Here is an 18,958-nt window from a genome sequence, read left to right as displayed (position 1 = left end):
GCATTGTACTTCGTTCAGTTACGTATTGCTGGAAGTCGTAACCCTGTTCAGGGCCATAGCCATGAAAAAGAGCCTCGCTATTATCTCGTCACTGCAGCATAAAGCGCGCCTTGGTACAAGGCATCCGGCAGGGCGCGGGTGACGTCGCCGATACCGAGGCGGATGATGTTCTGATCGGGTTCGCCACCAGTGTTAGGCGGTGACCCCGCCTGGCGTATCGGAGGTGGGCTGGGGCCTAGAGTTTTATTAGCGGGTTCTCACGTTGAGTTTGATCATACGACAATCCCGGAAAAACGAAAACTCGCCATTATACAGGAAACGGAGAGTGGTGGATGGGGGGTATTACTTCTTTTCCATAGGGTATTCGGGCCGGCTTTGTCCCTGATTCGTAGGCCTGATCAAGCGTAGCGGATCAGGCGACAGGCTCGGCACAGCAATCAATGTCTGCCGGTTCCGCTGCGCTTGAACCGGCCTACTTATCAGATAATTTGTGCGTTGTTAGTTGCCAAAAATCCCCCGGTAGTCGGCATCGCTGAATCCCACGTGCAGCCCTTTGCCATCATCCAAAACCGGACGTTTTATGATCGACGGTGTCTCCAGCATGATGCGAATGGCGCTGCTTTCGTCGATGTTGTCCCTGGTCTCCCGATCCAGCTTGCGCCACATCATACCTCGTTTGTTGAGCAGTTTTTCCCAGCCGACTGCCTCGGTCCAGCGCAACAACAGTGCTTCGTCCAGCCCCTCTTTTTTGAAATTATGGAAGTGGTAGTCGATACCCTGGTCATCGAGCCACTTGCGGGCTTTTTTCATGGTATCGCAGTTGGGAATGCCGTAGATCGTCGTCATCGTTTCCGCAAAATTTAGAGATAGAGATTCCAGACTATACGCGCAGAATCCGCAGGTTGTCATACCGGCTCAGATATCTCTTAACAGTTCATTGATGCTGACCCTGGAACGGGTCTTTTCGTCGACTTGCTTGACGATTACGGCGCAGTAGAGACTGTGGCTGCCATCGTCAGCTGGTAGATTGCCCGGTACCACGACGGAGCCGGCGGGAACGCGACCGTAGACGATCTCTTTCGTTTGGCGGTTGTAGATTCTCGTGCTCTGGTTGATGTGGACTCCCATGGAGATCACGCAACCTGTTTCGACAATTATCCCCTCTACAATGTTGGAGTGGGAGCCGATGAAACAGTTGTCTTCGATGATCGTCGGCGTCGCCTGCAGGGGGTCCAGCATGCCGCCGATCTCAACATTACCTGAAATGTGGACATTTTGGCCGATCTGGGCACAGGATCCGATGGTGGACCAAGTGTCGATCATAGTGCCGCTATCGATATAGGCGCCGATGTTGATGTAGGCGGGCATGAGAATGCAGGAAGGTGCGATATAGGCACCCCTGCGTGCACTGGCGGGAGGCACCACGCGCACATGATCACTGCGGAAATCCCTGGTGTTGTAATCGGCATATTTCGAGGGGACTTTGTCGTAGTAGTTGGTAAATCCCCCTTTCACAAAATCGTTATTCGAAAAACGGAAGGAGAGCAGGACCGCCTTTTTTATCCAGTGATTGACCTGCCAGTCACCATTGATTTTTTCCGCGACGCGGATTGTGCCATGGTCGAGTTGGTTGATGATTTCATCGACAGCGTCTCTGACGAGTGTGTCGGCGGAAAGCGGCGTAATATCGGCGCGTTTTTCGAAAGCAACGTTTATGACGGACTTGAGATCGTTCACTGGATTCACCGCTCACGCGTGCCTTGACTGACCTGTGATTTACACTACATCAGTGTACTCTTGAAAACATCTGCTCTTAATCCCGGGGAAACGTCAAAGATGCCCATTTCCCGAAAATGATGGGATAAAATAGAAGTATAGATTACTGATAAAATATTTGTATCTCAGACGGGAGATTGATGGCGATGCAAGAGAAACAAATCGGTTTGGAACTGAGTTGCCCGGTGCCAAGTCCACCAGATATGTCTGACATCCATGTGATTGAATTTATTGCAGAGAAGCCGGTGAAAGACTATCTGGAGGCGATGAAGATGGCGGATAAATTGGCAGGTAAGCGGTTTTCAGACTATATGTTGATATCCTGGTATGACCGGGATCGTGATTTTGAATCACCACAACATTCCAGCGAGTGTCATCAGGATAGCGCGGTGCCCGGTTATGTGGACTATGGCATCCACCATGGTGCCAAGCTGAAGGTGGATTTTGAACAGGGCCGATTCGTTTTTTTCTATATGCCAGTTGATTTATAACCTCTAACATGGGGGATTACCCTTCTTCAACCGATGTAAGAGGAGCGGTGGGTTTATGGGGCGGCTGTATGGCTTTGATACTCATTGAGCCTCCCCAATAGCTTAGCCTCAAGACTAAACTGAAGGTGACAAAATCCACACTGGAGAAACCCAATGAATTTCTACAATAACACGCACCCATACTATTGTGGTATCGATTTGCACGCCAAATCACTTTACGTTTGCATCATTGATCAAGAAGGAGAAATTTATCTTCACAAAGAGATACCAGCCGCTCCAGACAGGCTACAGAAAATTCTTGACCCTTATATTGGAAACATTGTTGTCGGGGTTGAGTGCATGCATGACGGTAATTTCCCACTCGCTTATGTTTATCCCAGGCACATGCGTGCCACCAGGGATCTACTACGCTGTCGGATGAAAATTGTTCGCCATGGTGCCAATCTAAAAGCCCATGTCGGCAATACGACAAGTCAATACAACCTGCCACCAAACAAGGTAAATCTAAAGAATGCCAACGCACGTAAGCAGCTTAAATCCACTTTTCCTGACCCAGTGGTTCAGCACAATATTGATTTAGATCTCAAGTTTCGGAGTTCAAAATAGCAAAAAACAGTTCCAGCTGTCCCATCACTCATGCTCCAATTGCATAGTGAATGTATCGAGCTGAAGGCTCTGGATAAAAAACTTATCAACGCGATTATCAATTGCCAGCATAACAGTATCGACTGAACAACCAAGCGCTCTCCGTAGTTCATTGAGCGTACCGGATATGATGGCGCGAAATATCTGCCATAGCCGTCCGCGAACCTCCGCTCGATATTTCATCAGGACACGGCCTCTGTGATTGACCAGTCTCCCGCCTTGCGTGGTGGGCTGTCGAGCGCTCTTGTCACTTTACCTCTGACAAAGTCCAGCAATCGGCTGGATTGCGCTTCGGTTACTTCGCGTTTATAACTTTGCTGCTTTATAAAACGGCTAATCTCAATCAGATCAAATATGAGGTAGTCTTTTTCATCAGATATCAAATGATCGATCGTTTCATGAAAAATCCCGTCATCGGAACTCAAAAAAGCAGCGGATAGAAGTTCGGTAATCTCGGCTATTCGGGTAGATGCATTGTTTAAGTGGTTTACCGGGCTGCCGCTCTGAGCCTGATCATGGTGTTTCTGTCTCAATACACCAAGTTGCCGTGCCATCAGCCAATGGGTCAATTCATCCTCTTTACACCCTCCGGGTATAAGTTTCGTTTGAGCAGGCAAGCTGCTCAACTCAGCTTTAGCGGGAGTATGCGTTACCCAGCGTTTAATGATTTGCGCCAGTTTGTCGATCGGGATTTTCCGTCGCTCATAAGCTGGAGGCGCCAACCACCGCTGCATCACATCGATCAAGGGGCTACCATAAGCCGTCTGCAAGCGTACCATCGCCGGTACGTTTTTGGGGCACAATATTGCAGAGCTCAACGGGTAGAGGAGCTCCCGGGTAAGATCTGGCTCATCTAGCCTCAATGCGAACCTTAAGATTGGAGAAAACGAGGATGACACTGTTCTTGAATGATTCGAGCTGGACCAGTCCGGGAGAAGATGGCGGGTAATCTCCCGGGCCTGTTGCAGCGTTTTCTTTTTCTCTGCCATCCGGAGCAGTTCCCGGATCATCGTCTCCGGTGCAATCTCAAGCAGTGCGGCATAGCGGTCTTCCCGCCGCCAGAGGATAATTGCTGCACGGTGATACCAGCGTTCCATGGTATTACCCCAATTCCCCATAAACCCCTCATACTCCGACTCGAAAGGACTGAACTCATCCGTCGCCTTGGTCCAACAAATCTCCCTGCCGTACACAGACCATTCAGGCAGGCCGGCGGGCTTTCCCGCGGCATCACGCCAATGTTTGATAATGGTGGAATCATCGATCAGTTCAAGCAACTCGACATCTGCTTCATCGTCACTATCCTCCTCCAGTTCCTCATCGTCATAATATTCCCAGTATCGCCGCCTTGAACCATATCCCCTGCCAGGTTCATCTATCTCGCAATCCCACATCTCCCGGATGTCCGCCAGAGCCAGATAGATCTCCAAATCCAATATGGTGGCCGCTTCCGACAGGGACGAAGCTCGTAACCGGTCGATCTCTTTTAGCGCCTTCCAGGAGAGCCCTTTCGGTGTGTACTGGTAATCCAGCAGGTAGACAAGTTTATTAACTCCCCCACGACGCTCCTCTTTTTTGGGGGAGGCGGTAAAATAGCTGCCCAACGCCCTGGAGCGATGGGAATTGGAGCTCGAAAGCGAGATGGGTACCCTGTCTTAGGATGTTTGGGCATCGAAGTAGGGGACATCGCGGTGGTCGGGGCTGTGATAGTCTTGTACTTTGATGCGATGGGAAGACTTGAGCCACCACGGGGTTGTGTCATTGTTACTTGATTAAACTGATTTTCAATTCAGCTGGTTTAGCCGCTCAGTCAAGAAATTATTGATAATGGTATTTTTCATGGTATTGACACTCGAGACCGCCGGAAAACCCGTGCCACTATTGGCTTTTCCAGGATTGTTAACAATCGATTGTGAGTAGCGTTTAAGTGTTGCTCCATGCGACACAACAACCATGAATTTCGATACACAAGACCATTACTATATGCAAACCGCCCTCGAACTCTCAGCCCAGGCTGAATCCGAGGGGGAGGTGCCAGTAGGCGCTATCCTGGTCCGTGACGGCAAGATTATCGGCCAGGGATGGAATTGCCCAATCGGTCACCATGACCCCACCGCTCATGCCGAAATCATGGTCCTGCGCGATGCCGGACGGAGGGAAGAGAACTACCGCCTGCCCGGTTCCACCCTTTACGTTACGCTTGAACCCTGTCCCATGTGTGCCGGTGCGATCATTCACGCAAGGGTGGAGCGGGTAGTCTATGCTGCCCGTGATCCCCGAGGCGGTGCCGCTGGCAGCGTGTTCGATCTCCTGCCTTCCGATCAACGTTTCAACCATCGGGTCGAGTGTGAAGGGGGATTATTGGAGATGGAGAGTGGTGAACGTTTACGGCAGTTTTTCAGACTGCGCAGAAAAAACAAGGAGTAGAGGATTGAAAGCCATGTTGAGAAAACCATTCTATCTATTGGCTGCTGCCTGCCTGTTGCAGCCGGTATTGACCCAGGCAGATGCTGTTGGTGAACATGAAGCGTGTCTGCTCAATGCCCTCAGGAATGCGCCCGGAGACACAACGATAGCCGAGCTCAGGGAAGGGTGTAAGGATGCTGGAAATGACCAGATAATTGACAGTGCTGCGCCATCAGTCGTCGCTGAAAAAACGTTGCCAACCTCTCCGGTTGAAAAACGGCTGCAGAGTGAGAAGTCGACACAGGATAATCCCTTTGTCATTACCCCGCACAAGATGAACTATGTACTTTTCGCCTCTTATGAGAGCGATCCAAACACTGCGCCATACAATGAGATCGCCCCGAGTGACAATGTTTTGGATAACACCGAGATAGAGTTTCAGTTGAGCCTCAAGGTTCCGGTGATGGAGGATCTTTTCGGGGGTATCGGCAGCGTCTATATGGCCTATACGAATCACTCCTATTGGCAGGCATATAACAAACCGATCTCTTCGCCTTTCCGGGAGACCAACCATGAACCGGAGGCCTTTCTTGATCTAAAAAGCGATTGGACACTGTTTGGCTGGAGAAATCCGCTCAACCGTTTTTCGATCGTGCACCAGTCAAACGGACAGAGTGGCAACCTCTCCAGGAGCTGGAATCGTCTCTATGCCCAGTTCATTCTGCAACGGGGGGATATGGTGCTGAGTATCAAGCCATGGTACCGCATTCCCGAGGATGAGGAGGACGATGATAACCCGGATATCGATGATTTTCTGGGGCATGGTGAACTTGCCGGCGTCTATAAAAATGGCCGTCATACCTACAATTTCATGTTGCGTAATAATTTTCAAAGCGACAACAAAGGGGCGGTGGAGCTGGGCTGGACCTTCCCGCTTTATGGCCGCCTTCGTGGCTATATGAAATATTTCAATGGATATGGTGAAAGTCTGATCGACTATAACGCCAAAAGTCACCGCTTGGGTTTTGGCGTCGCTTTGACCGATTGGCTATGACATTTGGCTGCCCGGCTACAAGGCATCGGGTGAGATCGAGAGGGCATAGGGTAATTCCGGCTTCTCGCTTGGTGGTGCCATCTGTAGCTGTTTCCACTTGAGCAGTTCGTAGTAGGCTCTTATGTTATCGACATAGTTGACGGGCTCCTGCCCACGGGCATAACCGTGTTTTACTGTTGAATACCATTTTTTTCTGCTGAGTAGGGGTAGATGTTTTTTTACATCTGCCCACTTGTCGGGGTTCGCTCCCTGTCGCTGGGTGATGATGCGGGCATCTTCAAGATGTCCGAAACCAACGTTATACCCTGCGAGCGTCATCCAGAACCGGTCAGGTTCCTCGATGCGTTTTGGGATCTTCTTTTCGATTATTCTGAGATAACGGGCGCCACCCGTGATGCTCTGTTCCGGATCCAACCTGTCTGTTACCTTGACTTGTTTCGCGGTGTTACGGGTCAACATCATGATGCCGCGTACGCCGGTGGGTGATTTTGCATTCGGGTTCCAGTGCGACTCCTGATAACCGATTGCAGCGAGCATCTGCCAGTCGATACCTACCACATCCGAAGTTTGTTTGAACAGCGCTTCATATTTTGGCAGACGCTTTTCGATGTGTTTCAGAAAGGTTCTCGATTCGACAAAGTTGAGTCGGTCAACATGGCCATAGTGGCGTTCTATCAGTTGCGCCAGGGTACCGTCTTTATGGATGCGGCCGAAGAAGGTCTGCATCGCATTAAATAGGCTGCTGTCTTCCGTGTGCGCCATCGCCCAGGCAAGTTGTTGGGGTTTGGTCAGATCAAAAGCAACGCGTATGTTTTGCATGAAACGGCGGTTGACGGCGACATCATTGGAATCTGCAATGGTGTAGTCGATCTTCTCATCCTGCACCCGCTGTAGCAGATCTTCGCTCTCCATGTCACTGGGGCTTGACCAGCTCAGTTCAGGATACTCCTTCAATAATCTGTGCAACTCCTCCTCGTGACTGCTGCCCGGCAGTACCTCTATCGATTTACCGATAAGGTCTTCGACCTTTCGTGGCCGCCGTTTGCCGCCCCGATAGACAACCTGCTGGGTGATCTCCTGATACGATGGGCCGAAACGCAAGCGGGTTTCACGGGCCTGTGTAATAGTCAGTCCTGCTGCTACAAGATGTGCCTCGCCCTGCGTAACCAATGGCAGCAACTCCTCGAAGCTTTTGGGTATGACAAAGCGGGCTTTTACCCCAATCTCTTTGGCGAACTGCTGAACCAGATCGTACTCCAGCCCTGTTAGTCCGTCGGACCCTTCATAATAGGTCGTGCCGCTGTTGCGCGTGGCCACCACCAATTCACCGCTGGCTTTGATCCGATCGATCAACGGAGGCGGAATTGAACAGCTGGCCAGTAAGAGCAGTGATACTACGTATAGGGAGAGGCGCATGGTTAAGCGGGCGTCTAGTGTAAAAGCTCTGTCAGTTTCAGATTGTTAATGTTATTGGACTATAAATAGCTGACCTTTGATAGGGAATCAAGCCATATCATATTCGATGGACAGCTGACCTCCGCGTCGGGATATAATAATCGACGAAGTTTCAGGAGAGGTGCCAGAGTGGCCGAATGGGACGCACTCGAAATGCGTTGACCCTTTGCGGGGTCCGAGGGTTCGAATCCCTCCCTCTCCGCCATTTAAAATCAGCCAACTAGCTGATAAACAAAAAGAAAAAAATTTAAGTAATCTCTAATACTGGTACTTTTTTGGCGTCATTTGGCGTCGGAAATGGCAGCTTTTTGCCAGCATTTTCCAGTGATCAACTGACTTCTTTCCAGCGTCCAGAGCATTGTTCGAAGATCAATTGTAGATGGCTCTGGAGTTTTTACATGCACTGGACCCAAAGTAGACACTTGGCCTGCGCTACCCACGTCTCCCTCCTTTGCTGGAAATAGCCCCTGGTCCGGTTAACCTTTGACCGTTTTCACTGCTGTACTTAGCCTGCATTGAAGCGCCAATTCATCGGCTCGTTCGAAGTGAGGCGCGAGTGGCCGTTCAACGTCCTGATGTTGCGCAATAATAGTAGACCTCTCGGAGTCTCCGAGGCGGCCTGTGAAGATCAACCAAGCGAATAGGTGAGGCGTGGTCTGGGTTAGGGCATGACCGGCGCTTTCTGCGAGTTTCCAAGCCTTCATGTCATCAGTATGAGGTGGTCTAATGGACTGGTACAGCCCAGTTAAGGATAATTATCTTGGCTCTTCCCCTGATCGAGTGGGTAACTTTCATCGAACCACCCCCTCAGGATAAAGATCCAATCCCCCAAGGTGAAAGTAGATAGCATTGGCAAACCGCTCCTTGTTACGGAAACCCCTGCTACGAACCTTGATCATCTTTATCCGGCTGTTGAGACCTTCTGCCGGACCATTACTGACCTTCAGAACAATCGCATTCAATATTCCCCACAGGTGCTCCTTAATGACCTTGGCTACTTCCTTGATCGGGCTGTCTTCAGTGTGCTATCGCGCAACGCCTGGAATCGCCTCTTCTGTTTGCGCGTCATGTTCTCCGGGTTGTAGAGCCAGTCATACTTGCTGCCCGTTAGGTCCTCGTAGCCTTCCGCCATCAGTGCCTTGTGCTCTTGGCGTCGCACCTTGTCAACGGCCTCGCCGAGGTACTTGGCAACATGGAATTTATCAAAGGCAATCTTCTCTTCAGCTCCCGAAATGCTTTCCAGCGTGGCATTGATGAAGGCCGGCCACATATCCATGGAGATACTCTCTATCGCTTCTCGTTGCTCCTCTGTCAGGCTGCCATACCATGCCTTGAGCGTTGCTTTTTGCGGTCGCTACCTACGTGTAGCACGGTACCTTCTTTTTGGTCTGACACGATGGTCACATAGTCATGACGCTTTCTGATGGCGGTTTCATCAACACCTATCTGGGTCGCGCAAACTTCTTCTCTACGAGACAGCCCTCGTTCAACAGCACGCTGCATAATGCCATCAATGGCATTCCAACTCAGCCCCATCAACCGAGAGACCGCCGAGGTGGATGCTTCTGTCAACCAGTCAATCACCAGCGCCTCAAACATCGCTGTAAATCCTGATCCAGGTTCCGCCCAAGGAACGGACACGGTGACCACACCATGCTCTTGGCACTTTACTCGGGGAACATCTGCTAACAGGATCGTCTTGTACTGATAGGTATCCAGGTGCCTCCAGCGGCGTGTGCGTGAATCATAGCCTGGTGACTCACTCCCGCAGGTCGGACAGCATTGCCTGGCTCCTTGCTCCAGCTCAACGTGTACCGTTACTTCTCCCTCCGACAAGGCCAGTTCTACGCTGGCAACCTTCTAGGGGCTCTTGATGCCCAGTATCTGGGCGTATAGATCTTTATCTCTCATAGGGGATTACGCTAACCTACCCACCTGATTTGGGGAAGAGCCGATAAATTTAGTGTTTTTCATGGGGTAAAATCTGACACTAAGCAAGCAAACATAACACTCGACGTCCGTCATCATCTGAGATATCTACCAAAGCTATGTCATTTTCTTGTGCAATTAGTTGAATATTCAACGACCAGCTTTCAATATGCCAGGTATTAACACCGGAATTTGCTACCTCAATATCTCTGCTTTCTACTGAAGTGTCTTTGGCGTAGATCATCAACAGATCACTGGTTTCTTTATCACGTACCTCGAGTCGGCGTTTACTCGGTAATAACATGATTTCAAAATCAACAGAAGTGCACTTGCAAGTAATCTGAATTTTGCCGTTGAATGGGGTACGAGTTGGTAGCTGAGGAGCAGATGATCCTGATGGGGTTTCTGAGACATCTTGTTTTTCCAGTTTTTTCTCGGGCTTAGCCTCGGTAGGCATTTTAACAGGTACGACGCCCTTTGATTCGTGCACCAATTTCGTTCTTTTCTTTTTCTCATCCTTCTCTGATTCGGTTGGGATAACTAGTTGAGCAGATGTTGGCTGTTCAACGAACAGTGAGTCGATCTCATCAGACTTTAGTTTTGGTAATGATGGGTATTCTTCGTCTGGTATCGGCAAGCCCCAATCAGCAGAACGATGATTTGCCTCGGATAATCGCTGGTTTTTACGCTTCTGGTCCTTGTGAGAAAGATTAGCTTGGCGTTCTTTGCATTTAAGCCAGCGTTCTTTGGCGTTCAACTCAGTGCCCCTGCTGGCACCCCATATTTTAGACTTAAATACTGACTCATAAAAAGCTAGTGCATTATCCATACGCCCAATTCTCTCTAATGCCGCACCTACTTCTTCTAATGTCACTAAATCTTTCAGTTTACTAGCCCGTTTCTTACTGATCGTTCGAAGCCTTCCCGAGATAAACTTATCGTCTGCACTTTGCTCAACCAATCCCCGGTCCCGTGCTAGCAATTTGATCAAGCCAGCTTCGGCAGAAAGCAGCATGCGTTCATCAGCGAGTAGTGCCGACAGCACCTTAACTTCAGTTTTTTCTTGCCTGATGTCTTCAATGACGCACCTAAATTTTTTTCTACCTACACTAACTCGCAGATAAGGGCCAAGTAATGTGCATGCTGAATACTTCCCGGCCTTTGTATTCGGAAGGGCTTTGAACAGTTGACGCATCGCATGCCATGAACCGTAATCCTTTAACAGGTCTACTGCCAGTCCGTATTCCTCATGAGTCAGCAAAGCTTCGAGTATAATTGTCTGTTGATCTTCCTCCAATTCCCTAGAAGGATTGCTCTGATATTCCAACACTACCGCATCATGGTCCTCGAGTAGATCGTACCAGCGTAAAGAGTGAGGGTATGATGTAGTTAATGCCCGTGCCCGCAGTATGAAATTCGGTTCGCGGGCGGTGGTGCGGCGCGATACATCATTCCAAATATCTAAGGCCACAACATGGTCACCTGCATTAAATGCTAACAAGGCTAATTCAGTTGAATGATTGAGCGTGAATCCACAGTCCTTCTCAAGTCGCATCAATATACGAAGGGCTTCTTTGGAAGCACCAGAATCATTCAGTGAGGTCGTTGTTGCATCATTAGCTAGTACTTCGACAGTTTGCTGCAGAACCTCAGCCCAATGGGAGAATTTGAAGTGAGCTTTTATTTGTTCTGAGTCGATTTTATCCAGCGCACGTAGAAACTTGTTTGCATTCTCAGGCTCCTTGTTATTATTCAGAAAACGCGATGCAAGGACAAATGGTGAGTTGGCCAAACGGCCAGGGTCCAGCACTGCTATCTCGCTCACCTTGTTGTAAGATTTCGCTTCCCAATGGCACCTGATGGCTTCTTTTAGTTCGCCGAGCCGCTCATAGGAGTCCGCTGCCGCAGTGAATTCTCCATCAATATCATGGATCAGAGCTGTACATCGCTCAGTTTTTTCCTTGTCGTCCAGAGCGTCATATAGATTTCTCGCAAGTTGTAGCAGGTATGTACTTCTTTCCAGAAGACCTTGATTAAAAAATCGCTCCGCTAACGACTTGGGATCATCTCTTTCTTCGGCCCAGGTAGAAGGATCCCCTCGCATCATGTGGTGAATATCATCCTCACTCCAAAGTGACCGGCGTTTTTCGGTCAATAATTCCCCTATCTCTGAAGCATTAGTGGCAAAGTTCCAGAAATGCTCAAGGCCCTCTCGTGTATCAACAATTAGTAATCGTCGCTGTGATCTGCTCGCCCCAACATAAGTACCGTTGAAAAAATACTCCAAACTGAGCGTTTCCTCCCGGGGTGGTGGTGAACCATTTTTCTCCTTGATCTTAGATATCACGTTGACATGTCCATCATGTATGGCTTGTTCACCAAACTTGTAGAGAACGACACGCCCGAACTCGAGCCCTTTTGCCCGCATGGGACTCAGCACGCTACGTGCAATTTCGCCTTTCTCATCCAAGGCGATAGTTCGCAGGTGTTGATCATTCTCCACAAATGCCTTTTCCTCTCCCTCTTGGCAGGGAACCACGATGACCAGTTCTGATTGATCTTTGAGTTTTCCTATGGTGCCAAGGTCAACTTCAAAATAGGCTGGAGGTGTGCCCTTATCAATGGTCCAAGCCTTCTGTGGTGTGACATCAGGAATATCAAACAACTCCGCCCGCTTGAGTTGCACCAGATTGCAGAAACGAACAATGCTAGATGTGGAGCGGTAGTTGTACGCTAGTTCTTTAAAAGTTAATTCGACCTTTCCCCGTTGGTCGGGGTCGAGTTGGTGCACAATATTGTCGTGAAAATTGGCTTTGATCGAGTCCCATCTGAATCCAGTCGGGTTAAGGGTCTGGAAGGGGTCGCCCGCGAAAGCATATGGGATGCGGGTTAGATAGTAGGGTTCTATACGTTTAGTTGCAAAGCAGGACAGTCGAAAAATCAGTTCCAGTTCAACAGTCGTGAAATCCTGCGCTTCGTCGCAGAATACACCTGGGTACTCAGAGGGTACTAAGTCTTGATCTAATGCTTTGCGAGCTAGGTCTTGGTCATCCCAGTGGCCCTCTTTTTCGCATATATCCCGGTACCATCCATTCCACACTTTGTCCCATACCAACTCGTATGTCTCTGGAGCTACTGTGATCTCGTCCCGTGGTAGTTCGGCGTAATCATCTGGATCGAAGTACTCAGATTCACCTGTACTCTTGCCCTTGATGTAGGTACGTAGCGTATGCCATGCTACTTCTGGCGCCAACCTCCGCAACTTGGAATCAGGCCCCTGCAACCGGAGTATATACATACTGCGAAACCGGTGAAAATCAATGTATTTGGCTTGGTTGAAATTACCTCCATCCAGCAGGGACAGGAGGAATTTACGGAAGTAGACGAAGGCGCTGTCAAATTCAGCCCGCATATCTGGGGCATGAAGATCGACGGCTTCAGTTAAAGCCAACTTCTCCGCTCCGCAATGAAAAATATCTTCCACCAACTTACGCGCATTCTCCAGTAGACGTTCGTTATAGGTAAGATATAAGGGTGGGCGCGCTAAGCGCTTATCCGGTGAACGGGCCAGATGGGCATGGAGGTATTCAGCAAAGAGGTATTGTAGGATAGTGGATTTTCCACTACCGGGACGGCCATTGATAAAGAGAGGGAAACCACCCGATTGTCTCGGGTCAAGAACGTGGCTCAATATATCGCTTTCTTCTGGGGACAGTGCCAGATTTGCATCGATACTAGCTTGAGTAGACTCCCATATTTCCCGATCATAGATGATAAAATCTGGATAGGCGCGTGAGGCATTACGTAGTAAATCGGTCTCATTGAACTGTGAGGATTCTTTAGATAATTTTTTAGCTGCCTCAACTATGGAGTTCAAGCCATAAACTGCACTTTTATCTTCAAGTGGTGCAATCAGAAATAGGCAATTATTATCCGGGAAATAACGATAGAGTACACGGAGGTCGTATCTGTCATGGCGGTATTCGCAACGGGTATGACCGTTCTCGCTCGTATCTTCGCAGATCTTTTCCAATACCTCCCAGACGGGTGTTAACAAGCCCTGTTTGCCTTGAGTTTCCCTCATCCACTTTATAGCTTGAATCCAGATGGGGCTTTCCAGAATTACGAAATCCCCCATTTCATGATTGCGATCCAACAAGAGATATTCCAGTTCTAGTTCGCTTGGTTGTTGCTTGGCCTCAATCGGTTTAGTTCTGGCTTCCTCTAGAAAGGTAACAAAATCGGCATCTTCTGTTTGTGGTACCCGAATCTTGCTAAAGAAGTTTTCGTAGTCATTACCGATTTCGTACTTGTATACGTGACGTAGAAAACACAGCACCACATCTTCACCATCTTGTACTTCGGCAATATTTATTCGCGTGCGACCTATACGCTTTTTAAGAAATGGATGTGGATGACGTTGCAGGCCTGAGGTGCTTTGCTCTCTGATGAGTTTATCTTTCAGTTTTTCAATATGTTCAAGCTTACTGATCCGATGTGTGTCTTCATAGCATTGATCTGTCACGTACACATAAAGCATTCCTTTCTCCTTCTATCGGTACCTTGCTGGCTGCATAAGTTTCTGTGCTTCTTTGCTTGGTTTGATGATTCTAGGTTTGTGTGCTGCTTTACTTCGATTAAAGCGCCCCCTAGATACCCCGGATAGAGGTCACTTCAATCTGCCTGTTGCCTTGCCGCGCCCGTAAGGTGCAAGTATTCGAAAGAACCGTATGATATTGTTATCGAACAATATTGCGGATGACCTGTTCGTACAATGACCAACGTCATATAACCTTTCCATATTCTGATAATCGCCCTGGCCGGTTGTTTAACAGTGCTCAAAAGGCAGTTACGGAGAACGATCTTGGACCTGGTGTAAGTTGACTGAAGACCGGGAACCGATTAAGACTTAGCAGTAATTTAACAGCATAGATAACTAACTCATTGAAAAATAAGGAAAGACCGAGGGTTAGAATCCCTCTCTCTCCGCCAAAATATCAATATAAATCATAATATTACATATAATTCAGTTTGTCGGATTGGCAAATGTTGGGGTTATTTAGGGTTTTTTGGGAGTGCTGATGACAGGAAACGGGCAGGATTTTTGCCCCACTTATCCACCACCTTCTTTCCCGCATCGCCTGGTATCCATTATCTGACGCAACCCAATCGCTACTCCGACACCCCGCAGGTGGTTGCGGAATACCTGGGCTTGAGCATCAGTACCCAAAGAGTGGCTGCGAAATAAATGAGTGAGTGGATCCAGAGGAACTTATATGAGTCTCAATGATTTTCTGGATGCGATTGGTTTCAGCCGGCACAAACACAATTATCGGGAAGCTCTGCTTTCCAGCGTTGGGGGTTTTCTCGGTATTCTGGGCATCTTCATGACCAGCCAATGGCTATTTGACCCTGATGTTGCCGTGATGCTTGTACCCTCCATGGGAGCGAGCGCGGTTCTGCTCTTTGCTGCGCCACATGTGCCATTTTCCCAACCCTGGAATGTGATTGGCGGGCACGCCCTGTCGGCGCTCGTCGGTGTCGCCTGCTGGCAATGGATTCCAGATTATGTGATAGCAGCGTCCGCCAGTGTGGGGCTGGCCATTTGTGTGATGTATTTTGCACGCTGCATTCATCCTCCGGGCGGTGCGACTGCGCTGGCTGCAGTCATAGGTTCGGAAAAACTGCATCAACTGGGCTTTGCCTATGAGTACGAACCTGTTTTGCTGAATGTCGTGACCCTCTTGGTGGTTGCGATTGTATTCAACGGCTTGTTCACATGGCGCCGCTATCCGGCTCACCTGAATTTGAAGGAGACAGCTGTTGAATCAAGGGTTCAGGGGTACGCGCCGATCAACCACGAAGATTTCGTCTATGCCTTGAGTCATATTGATACCTTTGTCGATGTCACTGAAGAAGACTTGCTGGAAATCTATAAGCTGGCAACCAAGCGGCACGTTCAATCCTCAGCTGCTCCGTAGCGCCGGCTTCGGTATGATGGCGCAAAGAAGGATGTATTTATGAGCAGCAAGTGCTACACAGAGGAGTTTAAAATCGAAGCGGTTCGCCACGTCACCGACATTTATTGATTTTTTTTCGGATATTATCTCCCGGTAACCACTCCCCCCACCAAAGTCAATCGTCCAGCGATTCTCCCAACTTTTACAATAAGCCCCTGTCAGTATGTGACACAGTCGTGGAGGTATCCTGGCTTACCCTTCTTCAGGTTGTCTATAGCCTGTCTGAACAAATATTTATTATCAGCTGCGGCCGCTGCTTTCTCTCTTAATCAGTCGCGTGTGTGTAGTGTCATCATTGATGAGCCTGACGATGTTTTTTTCATCCTGTTATCTGGAGTGAGAGCCTCTAGTGAGTGTTAATCAGTGTGTGTCATTTCCCGCAGTACTGTGTGAAATGACGTAAAAAACACACTAAATTAGCCAAACGTCGAAAAAAATCAACGAATAGTATTGTAAGTGAATGTCTGTCTTGGTACATAAGCCTCAACTAATGCCCTGGAGCGACGCCCCCCGCGAATATCCGAATCCATGATTTAGGCGCTCGTATGGCTAGGTGTATTAAGAATTTGGCCCTAAACAAAAACAATCCATCAAAAGGAGTTCCCATGAAGCAGTATACGCACCACTATCGGCGCCTCCTACTCGTCACGCTGGTTGCCGCCGCGGTCCATGGCCCGACATTCGCCGAAGAGGTACAGCTTCCAGCAATTACCGTCACCGAGTCGCAGCCCCTCGGGGCTCAGCTAAACGCCACGGACATCGACGCAAAAACGCTACAAATCCTGCGCCCCGCCACCTCGGATACCGCCAGCCTTCTGAGAAATATTCCTGGCGTTAATCTCCAGAACGCCGGCGGCGTTTCCAGCCTCCCGGTCATTCGCGGCATGGCCGATGACCGTCTGCGCATCAAGGTTGACGGCATGGACTTGATCTCCGCCTGCGGCAACCACATGAACCCTCCGCTCTCCTATATCGATCCGACCAGTGTTGGCAGCGCCACGGTCTTCGCCGGCATCACGCCGGTCAGCGTGGGCGGAGACAGCATCGGTAGCACGATCCTGGTGGATTCCCCCCCTCCGGAGTTCGCCTGGGCCGGCGAAGGCACGCTATTCAAAGGTGAAGTCGGAATGTCTTATCGCAGCAACGGCAACGTAATCAGTGGTAATGCCGCCGCGACGGTCGCCAATGAAAAATTTAGCTTGAGCTACCGCGGATCGACGACCAAGGCGGACGACTACAAGGCGGGCGAAGACTTCAAGCCGGCAGGGCCTGCGGCCGCTGGCCGGGAGTGGCTGGATGGTGACGAGGTCGGTTCCACCATGTACAAGTCGACCAATCACTCACTTGACTTTGGGATGCGTCATGAAAACCATCTGCTTGAACTAAAGTTTGGCGTCCAGGATATCCCCTATCAGGGTTGGCCCAATCAGCGCATGGACATGACCGGCAACGACAGCAACCAAGTCAATCTGCACTACGAAGGGGAGTTTGACTGGGGTACCTTGGATGCACGCGGCTATCGTGAACATACGCGTCATAAGATGCAGTTTTTTGACGACAAGCTCTTCTGGTATGGCTCCGATACGAAAACTACGGCTCTCTTGGATGGCATCCCGTGTGAGCCCTCCGGAGGAATGATGGGCTGCGCCGCAGGCATGCCTATGGACACCGAAGGAGACAACACGGGCCTGGTCGTCAAGACCAATATCGTCCTTTCCGAGCGTGATCTGCTCAGGGTGGGCGCTGAAGCCCAGAAATACCGATTGGATGACTGGTGGGATCCGTCAGGCAGAGGGATGTGGCCAGATACCTTCTGGAACATCAATAACGGCGAACGCGACCGGTTGGCGGCCTTCTCCGAATGGGAAGCCCAATGGAATCCGAAGTTGTTGACGCAACTCGGGTTACGCTACGAAAGAGTCCACATGGATACGGGCGAGGTGCAGGGGTATAACGTAGATAAGTACGGGGTAGAAGCCGATGCCTTTAATGCTGCCGATCGCAAGAAGTCCGACGACAATATCGATCTGACCGCGCTGGCTCGCTTCGCGCCGGACACCACCAGCACCATCGAGTTCGGCTATGCCCGGAAGACCCGTTCGCCAAACCTGTATGAGCGTTACGCCTGGTCGACCGGCGGTATGGCCATGCGCATGATCAACATGACCGGTGACGGAAATGGCTATGTCGGCAACCTTGACCTGGAGCCGGAAACCGCCCATACCGTCAGCGCGTCCTTCGACTGGCATGATGCTGGTCAGGAGGAATGGAGTCTGACGTTGGCGCCTTACTACACCTACGTCAATGATTACATCGATGCCCGTCGCATCGACCCCGTAGACACCTCTACCGACGCCTTTGTCTACCTCCAGTTCGTCAATCAATCCGCGCACATGTATGGTGTGGATATCTCCGGCCAACAGGTTCTGGCGGAAAACACCCAGTACGGCGATTTCACCGCAACGGGCATGCTGAATTACGTCCGTGGCAAGAACCAGACTACCGATGACAACCTCTATAACATCATGCCGCTGAATGCGCTACTGGCAATAGAGCATCATACGGGCGGCTTGACCAACGTTATCGAACTTGAGCTGGTGGATGAGAAGACCCGCGTCTCACAGGTCAGGAATGAACTCCAGACTATGGGGTACGGCCTGTTCCACCTGCGGAGCAACTACCAGTGGAAACAGGTCCGCTTTGATTTCGGAATCGAGAACATTTTCGACAAGTTCTACAATCACCCGCTGGGCGGCGCCTATCTCGGTGAGGGCAAGACCATGACCGGAACCGACGTTCCTTGGGGCGTCTCGGTTCCGGGCATGGGTCGTTCGCTCTACGCTGGAGTGAACGTCACGTTCTAGCCGGAATTGTTGTCTGCACCTTTCAACGCCGACGTCAGTCGGCGTTTTTTTTGAATCAATCTGGCAATCAAAGATCAAACACCAGTGAGAGCGAATGATCAAGGGAAGCACAGAGGGGGTTCAGCCGTGGCCGCATGACTTCAAGGATCGATTGCCAGGTGGGTTATTTGGCATCCCGCCCCATCTGCTGGCCGATGATCATCACAGGTTCTCTTTCGATGCGCGCCACACCACCCATGATCGCAGTCATCTGCGAAGGCCCCATCACTGTGGAGTCTGGGACGCCTCTTCCCTGGTATAGAAACAGCCATTGCGCAT

10 protein-coding genes, 1 tRNA gene and 2 pseudogenes are annotated in these 18,958 nt (G+C 50.0%); 7 read left to right on the top strand and 6 right to left on the bottom strand.

Going from position 1 to position 18,958, the window contains the following annotated elements; all coding sequences use genetic code 11:
- Positions 1-498: 498 nt before the first annotated feature.
- Both G9Q73_RS11715 and dapD read right to left on the bottom strand, forming a co-directional pair.
- On the bottom strand, positions 499-846 hold the full coding sequence (locus G9Q73_RS11715) for an ArsC family reductase (protein WP_177419949.1): 348 nt from the start codon (positions 844-846) through the stop codon (positions 499-501).
- 69 nt (positions 847-915) lie between these two features.
- Positions 916-1,737 (bottom strand): 2,3,4,5-tetrahydropyridine-2,6-dicarboxylate N-succinyltransferase, encoded by an 822-nt coding sequence (gene dapD / locus G9Q73_RS11710; RefSeq protein WP_177419948.1) that lies wholly within the window; start codon positions 1,735-1,737, stop codon positions 916-918.
- A 185-nt stretch (positions 1,738-1,922) separates the two neighbouring features.
- On the opposite strand from dapD, the gene G9Q73_RS11705 reads away from it, so the two are divergent.
- Together G9Q73_RS11705 and G9Q73_RS11700 are read left to right on the top strand one after the other, a co-directional pair.
- A complete protein-coding gene (locus G9Q73_RS11705; protein WP_177419947.1) occupies positions 1,923-2,267 on the top strand; it encodes an AF1514 family protein in 345 nt (114 codons plus the stop codon).
- 153 nt (positions 2,268-2,420) lie between these two features.
- Positions 2,421-2,852, top strand: a pseudogene (locus G9Q73_RS11700) (IS110 family transposase); the annotation flags it as partial.
- Between the two features lie 242 nt (positions 2,853-3,094).
- On the opposite strand, the gene G9Q73_RS11695 reads toward G9Q73_RS11700, so the two are convergent.
- Positions 3,095-4,516: a hypothetical protein gene (locus tag G9Q73_RS11695; RefSeq protein ID WP_178941504.1), complete on the bottom strand. Its 1,422-nt coding sequence runs from the start codon at positions 4,514-4,516 to the stop codon at positions 3,095-3,097.
- 349 nt (positions 4,517-4,865) lie between these two features.
- Here G9Q73_RS11695 and tadA point away from each other — a divergent pair, with 349 nt between their 5' ends.
- The gene (tadA, locus tag G9Q73_RS11690) at positions 4,866-5,339 is read left to right on the top strand and encodes a tRNA adenosine(34) deaminase TadA (RefSeq protein ID WP_177419944.1); all 474 of its coding nucleotides are present in this window, start codon (positions 4,866-4,868) and stop codon (positions 5,337-5,339) included.
- 13 nt (positions 5,340-5,352) lie between these two features.
- Positions 5,353-6,372 carry a phospholipase A gene (locus tag G9Q73_RS11685; protein WP_177419943.1) on the top strand — a complete coding sequence of 340 codons (1,020 nt, stop codon included), beginning with the start codon at positions 5,353-5,355 and terminating at the stop codon, positions 6,370-6,372.
- Between the two features lie 15 nt (positions 6,373-6,387).
- Here G9Q73_RS11685 and mltF read toward each other — a convergent pair whose 3' ends face one another.
- A complete protein-coding gene (gene mltF, locus G9Q73_RS11680; protein WP_177419942.1) occupies positions 6,388-7,788 on the bottom strand; it encodes a membrane-bound lytic murein transglycosylase MltF in 1,401 nt (466 codons plus the stop codon).
- 154 nt (positions 7,789-7,942) lie between these two features.
- Between mltF and G9Q73_RS11675 the strand changes: the two genes are divergently transcribed.
- Positions 7,943-8,032: transfer RNA gene (locus G9Q73_RS11675), tRNA-Ser, on the top strand.
- Between the two features lie 586 nt (positions 8,033-8,618).
- On the opposite strand, the pseudogene G9Q73_RS11670 reads toward G9Q73_RS11675, so the two are convergent.
- Both G9Q73_RS11670 and G9Q73_RS11665 read right to left on the bottom strand, forming a co-directional pair.
- Positions 8,619-9,663: pseudogene (locus G9Q73_RS11670) on the bottom strand (ISL3 family transposase).
- A gap of 154 nt (positions 9,664-9,817) precedes the next feature.
- Positions 9,818-14,296, bottom strand: a complete 4,479-nt coding sequence (locus tag G9Q73_RS11665; protein WP_177419941.1) for a helicase domain-containing protein — start codon at positions 14,294-14,296, stop codon at positions 9,818-9,820.
- Between the two features lie 736 nt (positions 14,297-15,032).
- On the opposite strand from G9Q73_RS11665, the gene G9Q73_RS11660 reads away from it, so the two are divergent.
- Positions 15,033-15,737 carry an HPP family protein gene (locus G9Q73_RS11660; protein ID WP_177419940.1) on the top strand — a complete coding sequence of 235 codons (705 nt, stop codon included), beginning with the start codon at positions 15,033-15,035 and terminating at the stop codon, positions 15,735-15,737.
- A gap of 644 nt (positions 15,738-16,381) precedes the next feature.
- On the top strand, positions 16,382-18,640 hold the full coding sequence (locus G9Q73_RS11655) for a TonB-dependent receptor (RefSeq protein WP_177419939.1): 2,259 nt from the start codon (positions 16,382-16,384) through the stop codon (positions 18,638-18,640).
- Positions 18,641-18,958 lie beyond the last annotated feature (318 nt).

The organism is endosymbiont of Lamellibrachia barhami, assembly GCF_011947365.2.
In the GTDB taxonomy this organism is placed as follows: Bacteria; Pseudomonadota; Gammaproteobacteria; order Chromatiales; family Chromatiaceae; genus QGON01.
Note: the sequence above shows the minus strand (reverse complement) of the source record. Positions and strands in the feature narration are given on the sequence as shown.

Bases quoted from the DNA above. Each gene is read 5' to 3' on its own strand.
- G9Q73_RS11715 (WP_177419949.1), bottom strand. From the start codon at position 846: ATGACGACGATCTACGGCATTCCCAACTGCGATACCATGAAAAAAGCC.
- G9Q73_RS11705 (WP_177419947.1), top strand. From the start codon at position 1,923: ATGCAAGAGAAACAAATCGGTTTGGAACTGAGTTGCCCGGTGCCAAGT.
- tadA (WP_177419944.1), top strand. From the start codon at position 4,866: ATGAATTTCGATACACAAGACCATTACTATATGCAAACCGCCCTCGAA.
- G9Q73_RS11685 (WP_177419943.1), top strand. From the start codon at position 5,353: ATGTTGAGAAAACCATTCTATCTATTGGCTGCTGCCTGCCTGTTGCAG.
- mltF (WP_177419942.1), bottom strand. From the start codon at position 7,788: ATGCGCCTCTCCCTATACGTAGTATCACTGCTCTTACTGGCCAGCTGT.
- G9Q73_RS11665 (WP_177419941.1), bottom strand. From the start codon at position 14,296: ATGCTTTATGTGTACGTGACAGATCAATGCTATGAAGACACACATCGG.
- G9Q73_RS11660 (WP_177419940.1), top strand. From the start codon at position 15,033: ATGAGTCTCAATGATTTTCTGGATGCGATTGGTTTCAGCCGGCACAAA.
- G9Q73_RS11655 (WP_177419939.1), top strand. From the start codon at position 16,382: ATGAAGCAGTATACGCACCACTATCGGCGCCTCCTACTCGTCACGCTG.